We start from the raw sequence: 19,325 nt of genomic DNA on the forward strand, positions 1-19,325 counted from the left end.
AAGAACCCCGTGACCAGCCCCACCGCAACCCCCACCGCCACCGGCCTGTCGGCCGGGAGCGTGCTCGAGATCCGCGGCCTGCACGTCACCGTCGGCGACGGCGACGAGGCCAAGGAGATCCTCCGCGGCGTCGACCTGACCGTCCGCGCCGGCGAGACCCACGCGATCATGGGCCCCAACGGGTCGGGCAAGTCGACCCTGGCCTACTCGATCGCCGGGCACCCCAAGTACACGATCACCGGCGGCACCGTGACCCTCGACGGCGAGGACGTCCTCGCGATGACCGTCGACGAGCGCGCCCGGGCCGGCCTGTTCTTGGCCATGCAGTACCCGGTCGAGGTCCCCGGCGTCTCGGTGTCGAACTTCCTGCGCACCGCGGCCACCGCGATCACCGGCGAGGCGCCGAAGCTGCGCACCTGGGTCAAGGACGTGCGCACCGAGATGACCGCGCTCGAGATGGACAGCGCGTTCGCCGAGCGCAACGTCAACGAGGGCTTCTCCGGTGGTGAGAAGAAGCGCCACGAGATCCTCCAGATGCGCCTCCTCAAGCCGAAGATGGCGATCCTCGACGAGACCGACTCCGGCCTGGACGTCGACGCGCTGCGCGTCGTCTCCGAGGGCGTGAACCGGGCCAAGGCCGACAGCCCCGTCGGTGTCCTGCTGATCACGCACTACACGCGGATCCTCAAGTACATCAAGCCCGACTTCGTGCACGTCTTCGTCGCCGGCCGGGTCGTCGACGAGGGTGGCCCGGAGCTCGCGCAGAAGCTCGAGGACGAGGGCTACGCCGCCTACGTCAAGGACTCCAACGAGCAGGCCGCCAGCGAGGCTGCATCCGCATGACCGAGACCGTCTCGCGTCCCGCCGGGGCGCACCAGGTGCCGCTCCCGCTGGACGTCGAGGCGATCAGGGCGGACTTCCCGATCCTGACCCGCACCGTCCGGGACGGGAAGCGGCTGGTCTACCTCGACTCCGGCGCCACCTCGCAGAAGCCGACCAGCGTGCTGGACGCCGAGCGGTGGTTCTACGAGAACGTGAACGCCGCTCCGCACCGGGGTGCGCACCAGCTGGCCGAGGAGGCCACCGCGGCCTACGAGGCGGCGCGCACCACCATCGGCGCCTTCATCGGGGCACCGGAGAACGAGGTCGTCTTCACCCGGAACAGCACCGAGGCGATCAACCTGGTCGCCTACGCGCTGTCCAACGCGGTGACGGCGAAGGAGCCGGAGTTCCGCCGGTACGCCGTCGGCCAGGGCGACGAGATCGTCGTCACCGAGATGGAGCACCACGCCAACCTGCTGCCCTGGCAGCAGCTGTGCGAGCGCACGGGTGCGACCCTGCGCTGGTTGGGTCTCACCGACGACGGCCGGCTGGACCTGTCGGACCTGGCCACCGTGGTGAACGAGCGGACAAAGCTCGTCGCGGTGACCCAGCAGTCGAACATCCTGGGCACGATCAACCCGCTGGGCGGCATCATCGCCCGGGCGCGGGAGGTCGGCGCCCTGGTGCTGGTCGACGGAGCCCAGTCGGTGCCGCACCAGCCGGTCGACGTCACCGAACTCGGTGCGGACTTCCTGGTGTTCTCCGGGCACAAGATGCTCGGCCCGACCGGGGTCGGCGTGCTGTGGGGCCGGTACGACGTCCTCGACGCGCTGCCCCCGTTCCTCACCGGTGGCTCGATGATCGAGGTCGTCCGGATGGAGCGCAGCACCTTCATGCCCCCGCCGCAGCGCTTCGAAGCCGGCGTGCCGATGACCGCGCAGGTCATCGGGCTCGCCGCCGCCGTGGAGTACCTGCAGCGACTGGGCATGGACAACGTGCTGGCCCACGAGGAGGCGCTCACCGAGTACGCGCTGGAGCAGTTGCAGGCGATCCCCGGCGTCACCGTGATCGGCCCGCCGGACACCGTGGCTCGCGGGGGAGCGATCAGCTTCACCGTCGAGGGCATCCACCCGCACGACGTCGGTCAGGTCCTCGACGACCTGGGCATCGCCGTCCGGGTCGGGCACCACTGCGCCTGGCCGGTGGTGCGTCGCTACGGGGTGCCGGCCACCACCCGGGCGACGTTCTACGTGCACACCGGGTACGACGACGTCGACGCGCTCGTCGACGGAGTCCGGGAAGCCCAGCGCTTCTTCGGTGTTGCACCCAGCGAGGTGAAGTGATGCAGCTGCAGTCGATGTACCAGGACATCATCCTGGACCACTACCGCAACCCCCACGGGCGCGGACTCCGCGACCCGTTCGAGGCCGAGGTGCACCACGTCAACCCGACGTGCGGTGACGAGGTCACCCTGCGGGTGCACCTGGACGGCGAGACCATCGCCGACGTCTCCTACGAGGGCATGGGCTGCTCGATCAGCCAGGCCTCCGTCTCGGCGATGTACGACCTGGTGATCGGCAAGAGCGTGACCGAGGCGATGCACACCGGCGACCAGTTCATGACGCTGATGCAGAGCAAGGGCAACGCGACCGTGGCCGAGGAGCTCGAGGACGACCTGGAGGACGCCGTGGCGTTCGCCGGTGTCTCGAAGTACCCGGCGCGGGTCAAGTGCGCACTGATGAGCTGGATGGCGCTGAAGGACGCGAGCGCCCGCGCGCTCTCGTCCCCCACTGGAGGAGCCGACACATGACCGAGAACACCCCTGACACCACCACCGACACCGTGGCGCCGGACGCCGGCCTCTACGGCGGCAAGTCCGCGCTGATCGAGGACCTCGAAGAGGCCATGCGCGACGTGGTCGACCCCGAGCTGGGGGTCAACGTCGTCGACCTCGGGCTCGTCTACGGGATGGACGTCGACACCGAGGCGAACGTCGCGATCATCGACATGACGCTGACGTCGGCGGCCTGCCCGCTCACCGACGTGATCGAGGACCAGGCCCGCCAGGCACTCACCGGCGGCCCCGGCCCCGGCCTGGTCGGCGACATCCGGATCAACTGGGTCTGGATGCCGCCGTGGGGCCCGGACAAGATCACCGACGACGGCCGCGAGCAGCTGCGCGCACTCGGCTTCCGGGTCTGAGCCCTGCAGCTGCGCACGCTGCTGGACCAGCTGGCCGCGGGGGAGACCCCGCCGGCTGACGCGCGCGTCACGACCGTGCCGGCGCCTGCCCTCCTCGACGGACGGCGGGCGCCGGCACTCGTCGTCGGGGGGACCGGCTGGCACGTCGTGGCCGCTGACGTCGACCCCGACTGGGTGGCCGCCCAGGTCGCCCACGAACCGATCGAGGCCCCGCTGGGGGCCCGCTTCCTGTCCTCGCTGGCCGACCGGGTGGACGCGGAGCCCGGTGTCCTGGACGCCCTGCTGACCGCCCCGCCGGCACCCGAGCGCGTCGGCATCGCGCTGGGCGAGGTCGAGCCGGGGGAGCACCCCGGGTGCGACGGGCCCTGCGGCACCGCACCGGTGTGCGCGTGTGGACGACGCCCGACAGCACCGCACTGCTGGTCCTCGGCCAGGGGGTCGCCGGCCGGTGGGAGGTCAGCGTGGAGGTGCACCCGGGAGCGCGTGGACGCGGGCTGGCCACGGCCCTGGCCGCCGCGGCCCCGGCGCTGGTGCCCGTGGGCGAGCCGCTGTGGGCGCAGGTCGCCCCGGCCAACACCGCCTCGCTGCGGTCCTTCCTCGCTGCAGGCTGGCGCCCGGTCGGCGCCGAGGTCCTCTTCGGTCCCTGACGCGCCCGCCGCCCCCTCGGGTGGACGTCAGCGCCCACCACGCCAGTGCAGTGACTGTGATGAAGGTGTCAGCGCAGGTCGGCGACGCGGGCGAGCGCTGCGCGGGCCCGCGTCCGCCGCTCCTCGTAGGCCGCCCCCGCGGCGAGCATGACGGCGCCGGCCGCCCCGACGGCGAGCAGGCCGGTGAGGGGCAGGTGGACGACCAGCCGCCCGAGGGCCACCACGGCCAGCGACGCGGCCCCCACCACGAGCGGCGCCTGTACCTGCCAGCGGCTGCCCGCCATCGCGGTGAGGGTGGCGGCCAGGACGACCAGCACCAGTCGCAGCAGGTCCGGATCGGCGGCCGCCAGCCAGACCGACGGGACGAAGGCGACCACCAGCCCCGGGCCCCAGGCCCGCCAGGACGAGCCGGTGGCCAGCCGTCGTCCTGAGTACAGCCACAGCACCGTCGCCGCCGGCAGTGTGTAGGCCTCCGGCACACCGATGCCGGCGGCGCCGGCGGCGAGCCAGGCCGCCACGACCAGCGCTGTGCACCCACCGGCCCGGACCCGGGACCGGTCGGTCACCGTGCCGGAGGCGATGAAGCCCGCGCCGACCACCGCCAGCCCGACGGCCAGGCCGGGCAGGTGTCCGGTGCGGGCCAGGTGCCCCAGCCCGAGGGCGGCGACCACCGCGGCCGCCCCGGTCAACGGCAGCTCCTCGCGCTGCCCGCGCAGCGCGGTCGCGCCCGCGAGGGTGAGCAGGCTCAGCAGCACGAGCAGCTGGCCGGCCGGCGCGGCCCCGATGGTGTCGTCGGCCTCGGTCAGCAGCACGGCAGCGGCCAGGCAGCCCACCACGACCGGCAGCGCCCAGTGGCGCTCACCGGGCCGCCGGACGGCGACCACCAGCGCGGGGACGGCGGCGACCGCGACCAGGGTGGCCAGCGCCGACCAGTGCCCCGACCCGAGCAGCTGGACGACGGCCAGCCCGCTGAGCACCGCGGCCGCGGCGAGGCCCGAGGGGCGGAGGAGGGCGGACCGTCCCGCGGAGGCCACCGCACCGATCACGGTCGCGAGCGCCACGCCCAGGTACCCACTGGCCAGCACCCCGGCCAGCCCGGTCGCCTGCAGCAGCCCGGAGAGGGCGGCCCCGGCCGCCAGCCCGGCGAGCACGGGCACCGCCGCCGGGGGACCGAGCAGGGGGCGCAGCTCCGATCGGCCGCCCAGCGCGAGCAGCGCGCCGGCCGCCAGCAGCATCAGCGTCGCGGGCGCCAGGGCGGCGACGACCGACTCCGTCGTCCACACCCGGGCGGCGCCCTCGACCACCCCGGTCACCCACCAGGCGGCGGCGGTGACCAGGGTGACCACCGCGACGGCGCGGCGGGCGGCCAGCGTGATCACCAGCCCGGCGACGGCGGTGGCCAGCACGGCGGTGGCGTGCGGGCCCAGCGAGAGCCCGGAGCCGGTCAGCCCGCTCAGCACCGCGGCCTGCACCGCTCCCCAGGCGGCGACCGACCAGGTCACCGCCGTCCTGGCGATCAGCCCGAGGACGGCGAAGACCGCGGCGAGCAGGGAGAGCAGGATCGCGGTCGGACCCCCGGGGCCGTCCCCGGCTGACCACGCGGCCACGGCGGCGAGCACCACCGCGGCGCAGGCGAGCGCCTCCTCGCTGCTGCCCAGCCCGCGACGCCCGGCCCGCAGTGACCCCAGGGTCGCGGCGACGGTCAGCAGGCTGACCACGAGCAACCCGGGGACCGAGCCGGCGTCGGTCAGCGAGGCGGCTCCGGCAGCGACCACCGCCACCACACCGGCGCCCAGCAGCACCTGCTGGGGAGCGATGTCGCTGGGCTCGTTGTCGATCAGGCCGGTGTCGTCCTGGCCGGTGTCGTCCTGGCCGCTGTCGTCCCGGACCGTGTCGTCGGGACCGGTGTCGCCCGGGCCCGGGTCGGTGTCCTCGGGGTCCGCCGGCGCCGCGGCCGGCCGGACGCGCTGCTCCAGCGGGGGCGGGTACTCGACCTCCGGCGTGGGCACGGTGGGCCTCCTCCCCGGTGACGGCTGCGTGTGGCTGCCGCCGGTCACGCTACGGGTGGCGTCGACGACCTGCGGGGCGAGCGGGCAGGTGACGTGGAGGTCACCCGGAAAGGGGTCGGCCGATGGTGGGAGAGCGCCTACCATGGGATCAGTGATCACGACGACCGGCCTCGAACTGCGCGCCGGCTCCCGGATCCTCATCAGCGACGCCGATCTCCGGGTGCAGCCCGGTGACCGCATCGGGCTGGTCGGACGCAACGGTGCCGGCAAGACCACCACCCTCACCACCCTCGCCGGAGAGCGCGTGCCGCACGCCGGCAAGGTCGAGGTGACCGGTGAGCTCGGGTACCTCCCGCAGGACCCCCGCAGTGGCGACCTGGACATCACCGCCAGCGACCGGGTGCTGTCCGGCCGGGGGCTCGACGTCCTCAAGGCCAAGCTGACCAAGGCCCAGGTCGCCATGGCCGAGCCGGCCGACGAGGTCGAGATGGACCGCGCCGTCCGGCAGTACGGGCGGCTGGAGGACCAGTTCGCCGCGCTCGGCGGGTACGCCGCGGAGAGCGACGCGGCCCGGATCTGCACCAACCTCGGCCTGCCGGACCGCGTGCTCGCCCAGCCGCTGCGCACCCTCTCCGGTGGCCAGCGCCGCCGCGTCGAGCTGGCCCGGATCCTCTTCTCCGACGCCGACACGCTGCTGCTCGACGAGCCGACCAACCACCTGGACGCGGACTCGATCGTCTGGCTCAAGGGGTTCCTGGCCAGCCATCGCGCCGGGCTGATCGTGATCAGCCACGACGTGGAGCTGCTGGAGGCCGTGGTCAACAAGGTGTGGCACCTGGACGCCAACCGGGCCACCGTCGACATCTACAACCTCGGCTGGAAGCGCTACCTGAACGCCCGGGAGACCGACGAGCGCCGCCGCCGCTCCGAGCGGGCCAACGCCGAGAAGAAGATCGACGCGCTGACCGCCCAGGCCGACAAGATGCGGGCCAAGGCGACGAAGGCCAAGGCCGCGCAGAGCATGGACAAGCGCGCCCAGCGGCTGGCGGCCGGTCTGGCCGACGTGCGGGTGCAGGACAAGGTCGCCAAGCTGCGCTTCCCGACCCCGGCACCGTGCGGCCGCACCCCGCTCACCGCGGAGCGTCTGTCCAAGAGCTACGGCTCGCTGGAGATCTTCACCGGTGTGGACCTCGCGATCGACAAGGGCGCCCGGGTCGTCGTCCTCGGCTTCAACGGCGCGGGGAAGACGACGCTGCTGCGGATGCTGGCCGGCACCGAGAGCCCGGACACCGGCGAGGTGAAGCCGGGCCACGGGCTGCGGGTGGGCTACTACGCCCAGGAGCACGAGACGCTGGACATGGACCGCACGCTGCTGGAGAACATGCGGTCCTCGGCGCCGGACTCCACCGACACCGAGCTGCGCCGGATCCTGGGCGCGTTCCTCTTCTCCGGGGAGACGGTCGACCAGCGCACCGGGACGCTCTCCGGCGGTGAGCGCACCCGGCTGGCCATGGCCACGCTGGTCATCTCCGGCGCCAACGTGCTGCTGCTCGACGAGCCGACCAACAACCTCGACCCGGCCAGCCGCGAGCAGGTGCTCGATGCGCTGCGCACCTACCAGGGCGCGATCGTGCTGGTCACCCACGACGAGGGCGCGGTCACCGCGCTCGACCCGGACAAGGTGATCGTCCTGCCCGACGGCACCGAGGACACCTGGAGCCCCGACTTCGCCGAGCTGGTCTCACTCGCGTAACGGCTGCACCGGGTCGCTCCGCGCTGACCTCCGGGTTCGGCGGTGTGCGGTCTTGTTGCGGTGGCCGACCCTCCCGGCCTGGGTGATCATGGCCAGTGGGACGCCGAGGTCACCAGGACCTCGGCGCCGGGGGATCAGCGGGTCGTGACGGCGTGAGCCGGCAGCGCCCCTGACACGGAGGGGAGTCATGGCCGACTCGAGCACTGCGGACCTGAGCAAGGGCAAGAGGATCACCGGAGACGACCGGACGTCGCTGGCCGGTGAGCTCCGGGAGCGGTACGACAGCGGCGAGAGCATCCGCTCGCTGGCGACGTCCACCAACCGCTCGTACGGCTTCGTGCACCGTCTGCTGTCGGAGTCGGGCGCCACCCTCCGGGGTCGGGGCGGGGCCAACCGGAACGCCAAGAAGTCTGCGTGAGCGGTGCACCCGACGGCTGGGTGAGGACGGCACGCGAGGGAGCCGTCCTCACCGTGACCCTCGACCGGGCCGACCAGCTCAACGCGCAGACGCCGGCGACCTGGGCAGCGCTGCGGGCGGTCGGGGAGTCCCTGGACGACGACGTGCGCGTGGTCGTCGTCCGCGGCGCGGGCCGGGCGTTCTCCGCCGGCCTGGACCGCACGCTCTTCAGCGCCGACCCCGGCGTGCCCGGCGGGCTGGCCGAGCTGGGCTCCCTGCCCACCGAGGCGGCTCAGGAGCGGATCCGCGGCTACCAGGCGGCGTTCCGCTGGCTGCGCTCGCCCGGCGTCGTCTCGGTGGCGGCGGTGCAGGGGCACGCCATCGGCGCCGGCGCCCAGCTGGCGCTCGCCTGCGACCTGCGGGTGTTCACCGAGGACGCCCAGCTGCGGCTGCCCGAGGCGGGCCTCGGGCTGGTGCCCGACCTCACCGGCACGAGCACGCTGGTCGAGCTGGTCGGCTACAGCCGCGCTCTGGAGATCTGCCTGACCGGCCGGGCGGTCGGCGCCGCCGAGGCCGTGACCACCGGGCTGGCCAACGTCGCCGTCCCGACCGCGGAGCTCGACGCCGCGGTCGCCGACCTGACCGCCGCCCTCCTCGGGCCGGACGTGGGCGCCGCCCGCGAGACGCTGGCGCTGGTCCGCTCGGCCGTCCGCAACGGCCCCGAGGAGCAGGACGCCGCCGAGCGGGCTGCCCAGGTGCGCCGGCTGCGCACGCTGGCCGGACGGGACTGACCGGGCGGAACAGGACGACCGCCGCCGCTGTTCGGCCCGGTGGTCAGCCGGATCCAGCAGCAGGGGGCGTGTCGTGAGCTCACCGATGACGTCCATGGCCGCGATGCGGTCGTTCAGCACCGACCGGTCGGTCACCTCCCGCGGCGTCCCCAAGGGGACCGTGCGCCGGATCCTGAGCATCGCCGGGCCCTACCGCCGGGAACTGATCGGCTTCCTGGCGCTCGTCGTCTTCTCCGCGGTGATCGGGGTGGTCACCCCGCTGCTGGCCGGTGACATCGTCAACCGGATCGCCAACCTGACCGGCACGGCCGGCGACATCGTCAGGATCGCGCTGTTCATCGCCGGGCTGGCCGTGCTCGACGCTGCCAGTTCGCTCGTGCAGCGCTGGTACTCCGCCCGGATCGGCGAGGGCGTCATCTACGACCTGCGCACCCGGGTGTTCGAGCACGTGCAGCGGATGCCGGTCGCCTTCTTCACCCGCACCCAGACGGGTGCGCTGGTCAGCCGGCTGAACAACGACGTCATCGGCGCGCAGCGGGCCTTCACCTCCACGCTGTCCGGGGTCGTCTCCAACGTGATCGCCCTGGTGCTGACCGCCGGGGTCATGTTGAGCCTCTCCTGGCGGATCACCCTGCTGTCGATCGTGATGGTGCCGCTGTTCGTGGTGCCGGCCCAGCGGATCGGCAAGAAGCTGCAGACGATCACCCGGGAGTCCTACGGGCTCAACGCCTCGATGAACGCGACGATGACCGAGCGGTTCAACGTCGCCGGGGCGCTGCTGGTCAAGCTGTTCGGCCGGCCCGAGGTCGAGGCGGACTCCTTCCGCGGCCGGGCGTCCCGGGTGCGCGACATCGGCGTGCTCTCGGCGATGTACGGCCGCACCTTCTTCACCGCCCTGACCCTGGTCGCCGCGCTGGCCACCGCCCTGGTCTACGGGCTCGGTGGCTGGCTGGCGTTCACCGGGCAGCTGTCCGCCGGTGACGTCGTCGCCCTGGCGCTGCTGCTGGCCCGGCTCTACGGGCCGCTGACGGCGCTGGCCAACGTCCGGGTCGACGTGATGAGCGCGCTGGTCAGCTTCGACCGGGTGTTCGAGGTGCTCGACCTGGCCCCGATGATCGCCGAGGCCCCCGACGCGGTGCCGGTCCCGGCCGATGACCGGTCCCTGGAGTTCGAGTCGGTCTCCTTCCGCTACCCGTCGGCGGCGGAGGTGTCGCTGGCGTCGCTGGAGGACGTCGCCGTCCCCGAGCACGGGCAGCCGGCCGAGGTGCTGCACGACGTCTCCTTCCGGGCCGGACCGGGCCAGCTGGTCGCCCTGGTCGGCACCTCCGGCGCGGGGAAGTCGACGATGGCCGCCCTGGTGTCCCGGCTCTACGACGTCACCGAGGGCGCCGTCCGGGTCGGCGGGGTCGACGTCCGGCAGGCCACCACCGCCTCGCTGCGGGACGCGATCGGCGTGGTCAGCCAGGATGCCCACCTGTTCCACGACACCATCCGGGCCAACCTCCGCTACGCGAAGCCCGACGCCACCGAGGACGAGCTGTGGTCGGCGCTCACCGGGGCCCGGATCGCCGCCCTGGTCCACTCGCTGCCCGACGGGTTGGACACCGTGGTCGGCGACCGCGGCCACCGGATGTCCGGCGGGGAGAAGCAGCGGCTGGCGATCGCCCGGGTGCTGCTGAAGGCGCCGGGCATCGTGATCCTCGACGAGGCGACCGCCCACCTGGACAGCGAGTCCGAGGTGGCCGTGCAGCACGCGCTGGACGCGGCGCTGGCCGGGCGGACCTCCCTGGTGATCGCCCACCGGCTGTCCACCATCCGCGGCGCCGACCAGATCCTGGTGGTCGACGACGGCCGGATCGTCGAGCGCGGCACCCACGACGAGCTGCTCGCCGCCGGCGGCCACTACGCGGACCTCTATCGCACCCAGTTCGCGCCGGCCGAGGACCGGGTCGGAGACGACCGAGCCCTCCAGGTCGGATGAGCGGAGCGTCCGGGGCGAGGCACCGACCGTAGTGGCCGTGCCGCTCAGTGCCGGCGGGGACTGCGATCCGGTCGGGCCCGTGGCACGTTCCCCCCGACGGCGCCCGTCACCCGAGCCATGGGAGGCCCACCATGACCATCCAGCCGCCGCCATCCGTGGCTTCCGGCCGGCCGTGCCCGGTGACCGTGCCGCCGCCCGGCGACGTCCCGTCCCTGGAGCTCTTCCTCGGGGACGCCGAGTTCACCGTCGACAGCGGCGGGCCGCTGCTGGTCCGAGGGCACGGGGTGCCGCTCGGCGAGCGGGTCCGGTTCCACGAGAAGGACGAGATCGGTGGCAAGGACGTCCGGGTCTGGCACGTGTCCCAGGCGGACGGCGGGTTCGTCGCCGAACCCCTCGCCTCTTTCTGAGCGGCGCAATCCGGACCCAGGTCAGACCGCGGCCCGAGGGCACGGGGTCGGCCCCGGCGGGGCGGGCACACTACGGTCACTCTCGACCCACTCGTACCACCCGCAGGAGCACTCCCTTGAGCGCAGGTCATCCGCAGGACACCCAGATCCGGGCGCTGTACGCGCGGTACCTCGCGGGATGGAACCAGCGCAGCGGCGTCACGGTGTCCTCGGTCTTCGCCGACGACGGCGAGGTCATCGACCTCGACGGCACCCTGCGCAGCGGCCGGCTCAGCATCGCCGCCGACATGCGCCGGATGTTCAGCGAGCACCGGACCCCCACGTTCGTCGGCATCGTGCGCTCGGTGCGCAGGCTGGCCGACGGCGTCGTGGTGCTGCACGCGGTGGCCGGGATGGTGCCGCCAGGCGCTGACGCCGTCGACCCCGCGCTGCACACGGTCCACGCGCTCACGGCCATCGAAGAACAGGGGCGGTGGAAGATCGCCCTCCTGCAGAGCACCCCGGCCCGCTACGGCGGCCGGGCCGGCGCCGTGACGGGGCTGACCGCGGAGCTGGAGGCGGCGCGGCACGAGGCCGCCCGGTGACCGTGCTGACCGCGGCCGAGGAGCTCCTCGGCCGCACCGCGGACGTCGTGCTCCTCGACGTCCGCTGGGCGCTCGGCCGCACCGACGGGCAGGACCGGTACCGAGCCGGGCACCTGCCGGGCGCCGTCTACGTCGACCTGCCCACCGAACTCGCGGCCGGCGCCTCACCCGCGGCGGGGCGGCACCCGCTCCCGTCGGTACAGGGACTGCAAGCAGCTGCCCGCCGCTGGGGCGTCTCCACCGGTTCCCGGGTGGTCGTCTACGACGCGGCCAACGGCCTGGTGGCTGCCCGGGCATGGTGGCTGCTCCGCTGGGGTGGGCTGACCGACGTCACGATCCTGGACGGCGGACTGCGCGCCTGGACGGCGGCCGGTGGCGAGCTGGAGACCGGCGACGTCGCGCCCGTCGCGGGAGACGTGGTGCTGACCGGCGGCGGGATGCCCGTGCTCACCGCCGACGAGGCGGCCGACCTCCCCGTGGCCGGTGGGGTGCTGCTCGACGCCCGGGCCGGGGAGCGGTACCGCGGCGAGGTCGAGCCGGTCGACCCGCGGGCCGGCCACGTGCCGGGTGCGGTCAGCGCACCCACCACGGAGAACCTCGACCCGGACGGCACCTTCGCTACAGCGGCTGTACTGACCGACCGGTTCGTCGCGCTGGGCGTCCGGCCGGGGACGACGGTGGGCGTCTACTGCGGCTCCGGCGTCACCGCGGCACACCAGGTGGCCGCGCTCGCCGAGGCCGGCATCGAGGCCGCCCTGTGGCCCGGCTCCTGGTCGCAGTGGTCCGCCGACCCGGCCCGCCCGGTCGCCACCGGCCCCTGAGGGGCCAAAATCGCGAGTTTGGCCCCTGCGGGATGAACAGAGCCGCGGGAGATCATCCCGGGTCGGTAGCGTGCCCCAGGTGATCATGGTCGCTGCCGTCGTGGGCGTCGCGTTGCTCGGCGGCCTGGCCGTCTTCCAGGTGTCGCTGATCGCCGGCGCGCCCCTGGGCCGGTTCGCCTGGGGTGGCCAGCACGAGGTCCTACCGACAGGCCTCCGGGTCGGCAGTGCGGTGTCGATCGTGGTCTACGGGCTCGTCGCCGCGCTGCTGCTGCAGGTGGCCGGGGCGCTGGACGTCCTGCCGCGCGGCGTGGCCGACGTGACCATCTGGGTGCTGACGGCGTACTTCGCCGTCGGGGTGCTGATGAACGCCGTCTCGCGCAGCCGGCCGGAGCGTTTGGTCATGACGCCGGTGGCGCTCGCACTGGCCGTCGTCTGCCTGGTGCTCGCCCTGCAGTGACGCCGGATCAGGCGGGGGTGAGCGCCGCGTCGTAGCGGTCGAGCAGGACGGCGGCGATCCGCTCGTCGGGCAGCAAAGGCGCCGTGACGCAATCGGCGCCGGCCCCCTGGAGCTTGTCGTGGAAGTGTCCGGGCGCCAGCAGGTAGGCGGCGACCACCACCCGCTGGGCCCCGGCCGCGCGTGCGGCGGCGACGGCGTCGGGGACGGGGGGCTGGGCGGCCGACCCGTAGCCGGTGGTGACCGGGCCGGCCCAGTCGCGCTGGAGCAGTGCCGCGGTGTCCTCGACGTCCTGTACCGAGCGCTTGTCGCTGGAGCCGGCGGCGGCGAGCACGATCGCGGTGGCCGGGTCGTCGCGGTCGGCGCCCGCAGCGACCAGCCGGTCGGTGAGCACGCCCACCAGCCGGGCGTCGGGCCCCAGCGGCCGGGCGGCCACCGCCGACGGGTGGTCGGCGACGGCACCGGCGATGTCGACGTGCACGTGGTAGCCGCCGGACAGCAGCAGCGGGACGACGACGGCCGGGGTGGCCGACTCGCCCAGCCCGCGGACGACGTCGACGACGGTGGGCGGCTGCACGTCGACGAAGGCGGCGGTGGTGGTGAGCCCGGGCCGCAGCGCGCGGGCGGCGAGCGCGAGCTGACCGATCAGCCGCCGTCCGGTGGGGTTGCGGGTGCCGTGGGCGCAGGCGACCAGCACGGGCTGGGAGTGGTCGTTCATGGCTGCCTCCTGGGCATCGAGACCGCCGTCAGCGACCAGTGGGGGAGCGTCACAGGGCGCGGGTGACGCCGCCGTCGACGGCCAGCATGGTGCCGGTGACGTAGGAGGCGGCGGGGGAGAGGGCGAAGGCGGCGACCGCGCCGAACTCCTCGGGGCGGCCCACCCGGCGCAGCGGGATGGCTGCCTCGGTGCGGGCGCGGGCGGCCGAGGGGTCGCCGGAGGCGGCCTCGATCTCGGTGATCCGGTCGGTGGCGATCGTGCCGGGCAGCAGGCCGAACACCCGGATGCCGCGCGGCCCGAGCTCGTCGGCCAGCGCCTTCGTGGTCATCGCCAGGCCGGGCCGCAGGCCGTTGGAGATGGCCAGGTGCCCGATCGGCTGGCGCACGGAGGTGGAGAGCACCAGCCCGATCGCGGCGTCGGAGGACAGGTGCGGCACGAGTGCCCGGATCAGCCGGAGCGGCCCGAGCAGGACGCTCTCGACCCCGGCCCGCCAGGCGTCCTCCGGGACCTCGAGCACGCTGCCCGGTGCCGGTCCGCCGACGGAGATCAGCACGCCGTCGACCCGGCCCAGCCGGTCGACCGCCGCGCCGACCAGCTCCTCGGCGGCCGAGGGGTCGGCCAGGTCGGCGGCCAGCCCGGAGGCTGCGGGCGCCCCGCCGAGCGAGGCGACGGCGGCATCGACCGACTCGGGGGACCGGGAGCTGATCAGCACCCGGGCCCCGTCGTCGACGAGGGCCCGGGCGGTCGCGAGCCCCAGCCCCCGGCTGGCGCCGGTGAGCAGGAGCCCGCGGCCGCCCAGGCCCAGGTCCATCAGGCGGAGACGGTGCCGCGGAGCGAGCGCAGCACGTACTGCATGATCCCGCCGTTGCGGTAGTAGTTCGCCTCGCCGGGGGTGTCGATGCGGACGCGGGCGTCGAACTCGACCTCCCCGGCGCGGACCTTCACCGTGCGGGGGATCGTGCCGTCGTTCAGCGCGGTGACCCCGGTGATGGCGAACTCCTCGTCGCCGGTGAGGCCGAGCGACTCGGCCGACTCGCCCTCGGGGAACTGCAGCGGCAGGACGCCCATGCCGATCAGGTTCGACCGGTGGATGCGCTCGTAGCTCTGCGCGATGACCGCCTTGACGCCGAGCAGCGCCGTCCCCTTGGCCGCCCAGTCACGGGAGGACCCGGAGCCGTACTCCTTGCCGGCCAGCACCACCAGCGGCACGCCCGCCTCGGCGTAGGCCCGCGAGGCGTCGTAGATCGACGTGGTCTCGCCGGTCAGGTGGTTCTTGGTGACGCCACCCTCGGTGCCGGGCACCAGCAGGTTGCGCAGCCGGATGTTGGCGAAGGTGCCGCGGATCATCACCTCGTGGTTCCCGCGCCGGGAGCCGTAGGAGTTGAAGTCGCGACGCTCGATGCCGTGCTCCTGCAGGTACCTCCCGGCGGGGCTGTCGGCCTTGATGGAGCCGGCCGGCGAGATGTGGTCGGTGGTCACCGAGTCACCGAGCACCGCCAGGGTGCGCGCCCCGGCGATGTCCTCGACGGGGGCCGGCTCGGCCGGCATCCCGTCGAAGTACGGGGGCTTGCGGACGTAGGTGCTCTCCGCGTCCCACTCGAAGGTGTCGCCCTCCGGGGTGGGCAGCGCCTGCCACTGCTCGGTGCCGGCGAAGACGTCCTCGTAGCTGCGGCCGAACTGCTCCGCGGAGACGGCGTGGTCGATGACCCGCTGGACCTCCTGCGGCGAGGGCCAGATGTCGCGCAGGTACACGTCGTTGCCGTCGGTGTCCTTGCCCAGCGAGTCGTTGTTCAGGTCGACGTCCATCGACCCGGCCAGCGCGTAGGCGATGACCAGCGGGGGGCTGGCCAGGTAGTTCATCTTGACGTCGGGGTTGATCCGGCCCTCGAAGTTCCGGTTGCCCGACAGGACCGAGACGACGGCGAGGTCGGCCTCGTTGACGGCGGCCGAGACGGGCTCGGGCAGCGGGCCGGAGTTGCCGATGCAGGTGGTGCAGCCGTAGCCGACCAGGTAGAAGCCGAGCTTCTCCAGGTAGGGGGTGAGCTCGGCCTTCTCGTAGTAGTCCATGACGACCTTGGACCCCGGCGCCAGCGTCGTCTTCACCCACGGCTTGCTGGTGAGGCCGCGCTCGACGGCGTTCTTCGCCAGCAGCGCGGCGCCGATCATCACCTGGGGGTTGGACGTGTTGGTGCAGGAGGTGATGGCGGCGATCACCACGTGCCCGTGGTCGACGTAGGTCTCGGTGCCGTCCTCCATCACGACCTTGGTCGGCTTGTTCGGCCGGTCGGGGAGGACGTGGTCGGCCACGAACGGGTGCGGCTTGCCGGCCTCGCCGTTGCCGTGCCCGAACGGGCTGACCGGGTCAGAGGCCGGGAAGGAGTCCGCGGACGCCTCGTCGGCGGCGGACTCGACGCCGTACGGCTGCTCGTTGGACGGGACGCCGGGCTTCCGGTCCTCCCCGCCGGTCTCGCCGTCGGAGACGTAGGCCGGCAGCGCCTCGCGCCAGGCCTCCTTGGCGTCGGTGATCGCGACCCGGTCCTGCGGGCGCTTCGGGCCGGCGATGGAGGGGACGACGGTGGCCAGGTCCAGCTCGAGGTACTCGGAGAAGACCGGCTCGCGGGACGCGTCGTGCCAGAGGCCCTGCTCCTTGGCGTAGGTCTCGACCAGCTTGACCTGCTCGGCGCTGCGGCCGGTCAGCTCCAGGTAGGTGATGGTCTCCTCGTCGATCGGGAACATCGCCGCGGTGGAGCCGAACTCCGGGCTCATGTTGCCGATGGTGGCGCGGTTGGCCAGCGGGACCGCCGAGACGCCGACGCCGTAGAACTCGACGAACTTCCCGACCACGCCGTGCTGGCGGAGCATCTCGGTGATCGTGAGGACCAGGTCGGTCGCGGTCGCGCCGTCGGGCAGCTGGCCGGACAGCTTGAAGCCGACGACCCGGGGGATGAGCATCGACACGGGCTGGCCGAGCATCGCGGCCTCGGCCTCGATGCCGCCGACGCCCCAGCCCAGCACGCCCAGGCCGTTGACCATGGTGGTGTGGCTGTCGGTGCCCACGCAGGTGTCGGGGTAGGCGAGGGTGCGGTCGCCCTCCTGCCGCGGGAAGACCACGCGGGCCAGGTGCTCGATGTTGACCTGGTGCACGATGCCGGTGCCCGGGGGGACGACCTTGAAGTCGTCGAAGGCGCCCTGGCCCCAGCGCAGGAACTGGTAGCGCTCGCCGTTGCGCTGGTACTCGATCTCGACGTTGCGCTCGAAGGACTCCGGCGTGCCGAAGACGTCGGCGATGACCGAGTGGTCGATGACCAGCTCGGCCGGGGCCAGCGGGTTGATCTTCTGCGGGTCGCCGCCGAGGTCGGCCATCGCCTCACGCATGGTGGCCAGGTCGACGATGCACGGGACGCCGGTGAAGTCCTGCATCACGACGCGGGCCGGGGTGAACTGGATCTCCTGGTCCGGCTCCGCGGACGGGTCCCAGTTCGCCAGGGCGCGGATGTGGTCGGCGGTGATGTCCGCGCCGTCCTCGGTGCGGAGGAGGTTCTCCAGCAGGACCTTCAAGCTGAAGGGCAGCTTGTCGGCGCCCTCCACCGCGTCGAGCCGGAAGATGTCGTACTCGGTGCCGTCGACGTCGAGCGTCGTACGGGCTCCGAAGCTGTTCTTGCTGGCTGCCACTGCTTGCGCCTCACCCTCGCTGGTCCTGCGCGCGTCCTGCGCCTCGATGTGCCACCCTCGATCATCCCAGCCCCCGGCCGGGGATGTGGAGCAAGGCCACCCTTTCCTCACCCTCGGTGAGCACTCTCACGACGGACGGCGGTCGGCGCGGGGGCACCGGCGACCTCACGTGTCCGGGCAGTCACCGCAGCCCCGGGGGACCCGCGCACGCGGCGTGCCGTGCGCCGGCGGCCCCCACGCGTGCGCTGGGTCACCTAGCGTGCCGCGCCATGACCCTCGCGGACACCACTGGGACGACGACGTCCGCAGTCGAGCTGTCGGTCCCGACGGACCGGTACCGCGGCGCCCGTCTGCTGGGGACCGGTGGGCTGCTGGCCACCTTCCTTGCCACCTGCGTCGTCACCGGCCTGCCGACCGATCGCCTGGTGCTGCTGGGCTGGGTGGTCGCGGTGTTGGCCGTGCAGTCCCTGGGCCGGGGGTGGTCCGCGCTCCTCCGGCTGCTCGCCGACTGGCTCCCGCTGGCCGGGGTCCTGCTGCTGTACGACCTCAGCCGCGGGTTCGCCGACGGGCTGGGCATGCCGGTGGCCGTCGGCGAGCTCGCGGCGGCCGACCGGTGGCTCGCCGGCGGCGTGCTGCCCACGGTCTGGCTGCAGGAGCACTGGGGCGCCGCCTGGTGGACGGTGGTCGCGTCGCTGGTCTACAGCAGCCACTTCGTGGTGACTCCGGTGGTGCTCGGCGTCCTCTGGCTGCGCGACCGGTCCCGCTGGGCCGGCTACGCCCGGTTGGTGGTGGGGCTGTCGGCGGCCGGGCTGGTCACCTACGTGCTGTATCCGGCGGCGCCGCCCTGGCTGGCCGCGAAGGACGGCGTCATCGAGCACGTGGACCGGCTCAGCAACTCCGGCTGGGCCGTGCTGGGGCTGGACAAGGCCGGTGCCCTGCTCTCCTCCGGGCAGGGGCAGGTCAACCAGGTGGCGGCGGTGCCCTCGCTGCACACCGCCTTCGCCGTCCTGACCGTGCTGGTGCTGCTGCCGGTGGCCACCCGGGTGTGGCAGCGGGCGGCGCTGCTGGCCTACGCGGTGGCGATGCCGGTCGTGCTGGTGTGGTCCGGGGAGCACTACGTGGTCGACACGCTGCTCGGGGCGCTCTACGCCGGGGCGGTGTGGCTGCTGGTGCCGCGGCTGGTCGCGGCGGCCTCCCGAGCGATCCGGCGTCCGGTCCTGCCAGCCGAGGTCGGCGCGCGGCAGCGGGAGGCGGTGGCTGCCTAGCCTGGGGAGGTGACCGCCCCCGACTGGCTCCGTGCTGCGCGCCGGATCTGCGTGCTCACCGGCGCCGGCATCTCCACCGACAGCGGCATCCCCGACTACCGCGGCCCCAACGGCGTCTGGACCCGCGACCCGGACGCCGAGAAGCTGGTCACCCTCTCGTACTACGTGGCCGACCCGGAGATCCGCCGCCGGGCCTGGCTCATGCGCCGGGACACCGCCCCCGACGCGCGTCCCAACGCCGGGCACGCCGCGCTGGTCGACCTGGAGCGGCAGGGCCGGCTGCGGGCGCTGCTCACCCAGAACGTCGACGGGCTGCACACTGACGCGGGCAGCAGCGGAGTGCTGGAACTCCACGGCACCGTCCGCGAGGTCGAGTGCCTGGCCTGCGGTGCGCGCACGCCGATGACGGCGGCGCTGGCCCGGGTGGACGCCGGCGAGCCCGACCCGGCCTGCGCCGACTGCGGCGGCGTCCTCAAGTCGGCGACGATCAGCTTCGGCCAGGCGCTGGACGCCGACGTGCTCGACGTCGCCGCGCAGGCCGCCGCCGACTGCGACGTGTTCCTGGCCGTCGGCACCTCGCTCGGGGTGCACCCGGCGGCCGGACTGGTCGAGGTGGCCGCCGCCTCCGGTGCCCGGGTGGTCATCGTCAACGCCGAGCCGACCCCCTACGACGGGCTCGCCGACCTGGTCGTGCGGGAGCCGATCGGCACCGCCCTGCCCCGGCTGCTGGCCGCCGCGGACTGAGCGGCTCGTGGGAGCGCCCCCGGCCCGTTAGCGTGACGCCCACCACGTTCGGACAGCG

At 73.6% G+C, this 19,325-nt stretch carries 19 protein-coding genes; 15 read left to right on the top strand and 4 right to left on the bottom strand.

The window, feature by feature from the left end; genetic code table 11:
- The first annotated feature begins 9 nt into the window (after window positions 1-9).
- The 5 genes from sufC to O2W20_RS21990 all read left to right on the top strand — a co-directional run bounded on the left by sufC (window position 10) and on the right by O2W20_RS21990 (window position 3,671).
- Window positions 10-843, top strand: a complete 834-nt coding sequence (gene sufC / locus O2W20_RS21970) for a Fe-S cluster assembly ATPase SufC (RefSeq protein ID WP_331254068.1) — start codon at window positions 10-12, stop codon at window positions 841-843.
- Window positions 840-2,165 (top strand): cysteine desulfurase, encoded by a 1,326-nt coding sequence (locus tag O2W20_RS21975; RefSeq protein WP_269173795.1) that lies wholly within the window; start codon window positions 840-842, stop codon window positions 2,163-2,165. The genes sufC and O2W20_RS21975 overlap by 4 nt, the downstream gene beginning before the upstream one ends.
- Window positions 2,165-2,632, top strand: coding sequence for a Fe-S cluster assembly sulfur transfer protein SufU (gene sufU, locus O2W20_RS21980; protein ID WP_269173794.1), 468 nt, complete (start codon window positions 2,165-2,167; stop codon window positions 2,630-2,632). The genes O2W20_RS21975 and sufU overlap by 1 nt, the downstream gene beginning before the upstream one ends.
- Window positions 2,629-3,024: a metal-sulfur cluster assembly factor gene (locus tag O2W20_RS21985; protein ID WP_269173793.1), complete on the top strand. Its 396-nt coding sequence runs from the start codon at window positions 2,629-2,631 to the stop codon at window positions 3,022-3,024. Before sufU ends, O2W20_RS21985 begins: the two co-directional genes overlap by 4 nt.
- Before the next feature lie 353 nt (window positions 3,025-3,377).
- The gene (locus O2W20_RS21990; RefSeq protein ID WP_269173792.1) at window positions 3,378-3,671 is read left to right on the top strand and encodes a GNAT family N-acetyltransferase; all 294 of its coding nucleotides are present in this window, start codon (window positions 3,378-3,380) and stop codon (window positions 3,669-3,671) included.
- A gap of 68 nt (window positions 3,672-3,739) precedes the next feature.
- On the opposite strand, the gene O2W20_RS21995 is transcribed toward O2W20_RS21990, so the two are convergent.
- Complete coding sequence (locus O2W20_RS21995; protein WP_269173791.1) at window positions 3,740-5,680, bottom strand: SCO7613 C-terminal domain-containing membrane protein; 1,941 nt, start codon at window positions 5,678-5,680, stop codon at window positions 3,740-3,742.
- A 142-nt stretch (window positions 5,681-5,822) separates the two neighbouring features.
- On the opposite strand from O2W20_RS21995, the gene O2W20_RS22000 reads away from it, so the two are divergent.
- From O2W20_RS22000 to O2W20_RS22035, 8 genes are all read left to right on the top strand, one after another.
- On the top strand, window positions 5,823-7,433 hold the full coding sequence (locus tag O2W20_RS22000; RefSeq protein WP_269185533.1) for an ABC-F family ATP-binding cassette domain-containing protein: 1,611 nt from the start codon (window positions 5,823-5,825) through the stop codon (window positions 7,431-7,433).
- Window positions 7,434-7,620: 187 nt separating this feature from the next.
- A complete protein-coding gene (locus O2W20_RS22005) occupies window positions 7,621-7,851 on the top strand; it encodes a helix-turn-helix domain-containing protein (protein WP_036338653.1) in 231 nt (76 codons plus the stop codon).
- Window positions 7,848-8,621, top strand: a complete 774-nt coding sequence (locus O2W20_RS22010) for an enoyl-CoA hydratase/isomerase family protein (RefSeq protein WP_269173789.1) — start codon at window positions 7,848-7,850, stop codon at window positions 8,619-8,621. The genes O2W20_RS22005 and O2W20_RS22010 overlap by 4 nt, the downstream gene beginning before the upstream one ends.
- A 73-nt stretch (window positions 8,622-8,694) precedes the next feature.
- Window positions 8,695-10,602 carry an ABC transporter ATP-binding protein gene (locus O2W20_RS22015; RefSeq protein WP_269173788.1) on the top strand — a complete coding sequence of 636 codons (1,908 nt, stop codon included), beginning with the start codon at window positions 8,695-8,697 and terminating at the stop codon, window positions 10,600-10,602.
- Between the two features lie 131 nt (window positions 10,603-10,733).
- Window positions 10,734-11,009 (top strand): hypothetical protein, encoded by a 276-nt coding sequence (locus O2W20_RS22020; protein WP_269173787.1) that lies wholly within the window; start codon window positions 10,734-10,736, stop codon window positions 11,007-11,009.
- A 116-nt stretch (window positions 11,010-11,125) separates the two neighbouring features.
- A complete protein-coding gene (locus tag O2W20_RS22025) occupies window positions 11,126-11,593 on the top strand; it encodes an SgcJ/EcaC family oxidoreductase (protein ID WP_269173786.1) in 468 nt (155 codons plus the stop codon).
- Entirely contained in the window at window positions 11,590-12,414 is an 825-nt protein-coding gene (locus O2W20_RS22030) for a sulfurtransferase (RefSeq protein ID WP_269173785.1), read from the top strand. Before O2W20_RS22025 ends, O2W20_RS22030 begins: the two co-directional genes overlap by 4 nt.
- A gap of 85 nt (window positions 12,415-12,499) precedes the next feature.
- Window positions 12,500-12,871 (top strand): hypothetical protein, encoded by a 372-nt coding sequence (locus tag O2W20_RS22035; RefSeq protein ID WP_269173883.1) that lies wholly within the window; start codon window positions 12,500-12,502, stop codon window positions 12,869-12,871.
- 7 nt (window positions 12,872-12,878) lie between these two features.
- On the opposite strand, the gene O2W20_RS22040 is transcribed toward O2W20_RS22035, so the two are convergent.
- Genes O2W20_RS22040 through O2W20_RS22050 form a run of 3 tightly spaced genes read right to left on the bottom strand, consistent with a single transcriptional unit; the run spans window position 12,879 to window position 17,258 of the window.
- Window positions 12,879-13,586 (bottom strand): sirohydrochlorin chelatase, encoded by a 708-nt coding sequence (locus tag O2W20_RS22040; RefSeq protein ID WP_269173784.1) that lies wholly within the window; start codon window positions 13,584-13,586, stop codon window positions 12,879-12,881.
- Between the two features lie 49 nt (window positions 13,587-13,635).
- Complete coding sequence (locus O2W20_RS22045) at window positions 13,636-14,397, bottom strand: SDR family oxidoreductase (protein ID WP_269173783.1); 762 nt, start codon at window positions 14,395-14,397, stop codon at window positions 13,636-13,638.
- Window positions 14,397-17,258 (bottom strand): aconitate hydratase, encoded by a 2,862-nt coding sequence (locus O2W20_RS22050; protein ID WP_269173782.1) that lies wholly within the window; start codon window positions 17,256-17,258, stop codon window positions 14,397-14,399. The genes O2W20_RS22045 and O2W20_RS22050 overlap by 1 nt, the downstream gene beginning before the upstream one ends.
- Window positions 17,259-17,527: 269 nt before the next feature.
- Between O2W20_RS22050 and O2W20_RS22055 the strand changes: the two genes are divergently transcribed.
- Entirely contained in the window at window positions 17,528-18,523 is a 996-nt protein-coding gene (locus O2W20_RS22055) for a phosphatase PAP2 family protein (protein WP_269173781.1), read from the top strand.
- A 9-nt stretch (window positions 18,524-18,532) separates the two neighbouring features.
- A complete protein-coding gene (locus O2W20_RS22060) occupies window positions 18,533-19,267 on the top strand; it encodes an SIR2 family NAD-dependent protein deacylase (protein ID WP_269173780.1) in 735 nt (244 codons plus the stop codon).
- The last annotated feature ends 58 nt before the right edge of the window (window positions 19,268-19,325 follow it).

This window comes from Modestobacter sp. VKM Ac-2982 (assembly GCF_026967935.1).
Lineage (GTDB): Bacteria > Actinomycetota > Actinomycetes > Mycobacteriales > Geodermatophilaceae > Modestobacter.

Bases quoted from the DNA above. Each gene is read 5' to 3' on its own strand.
- O2W20_RS21985 (WP_269173793.1), top strand. From the start codon at position 2,629: ATGACCGAGAACACCCCTGACACCACCACCGACACCGTGGCGCCGGAC.
- O2W20_RS22035 (WP_269173883.1), top strand. From the start codon at position 12,500: ATGGTCGCTGCCGTCGTGGGCGTCGCGTTGCTCGGCGGCCTGGCCGTC.
- O2W20_RS21975 (WP_269173795.1), top strand. From the start codon at position 840: ATGACCGAGACCGTCTCGCGTCCCGCCGGGGCGCACCAGGTGCCGCTC.
- O2W20_RS22000 (WP_269185533.1), top strand. From the start codon at position 5,823: ATGGGATCAGTGATCACGACGACCGGCCTCGAACTGCGCGCCGGCTCC.
- O2W20_RS22055 (WP_269173781.1), top strand. From the start codon at position 17,528: ATGACCCTCGCGGACACCACTGGGACGACGACGTCCGCAGTCGAGCTG.
- sufU (WP_269173794.1), top strand. From the start codon at position 2,165: ATGCAGCTGCAGTCGATGTACCAGGACATCATCCTGGACCACTACCGC.
- O2W20_RS22045 (WP_269173783.1), bottom strand. From the start codon at position 14,397: ATGGACCTGGGCCTGGGCGGCCGCGGGCTCCTGCTCACCGGCGCCAGC.
- O2W20_RS22040 (WP_269173784.1), bottom strand. From the start codon at position 13,586: ATGAACGACCACTCCCAGCCCGTGCTGGTCGCCTGCGCCCACGGCACC.
- O2W20_RS22020 (WP_269173787.1), top strand. From the start codon at position 10,734: ATGACCATCCAGCCGCCGCCATCCGTGGCTTCCGGCCGGCCGTGCCCG.
- O2W20_RS22005 (WP_036338653.1), top strand. From the start codon at position 7,621: ATGGCCGACTCGAGCACTGCGGACCTGAGCAAGGGCAAGAGGATCACC.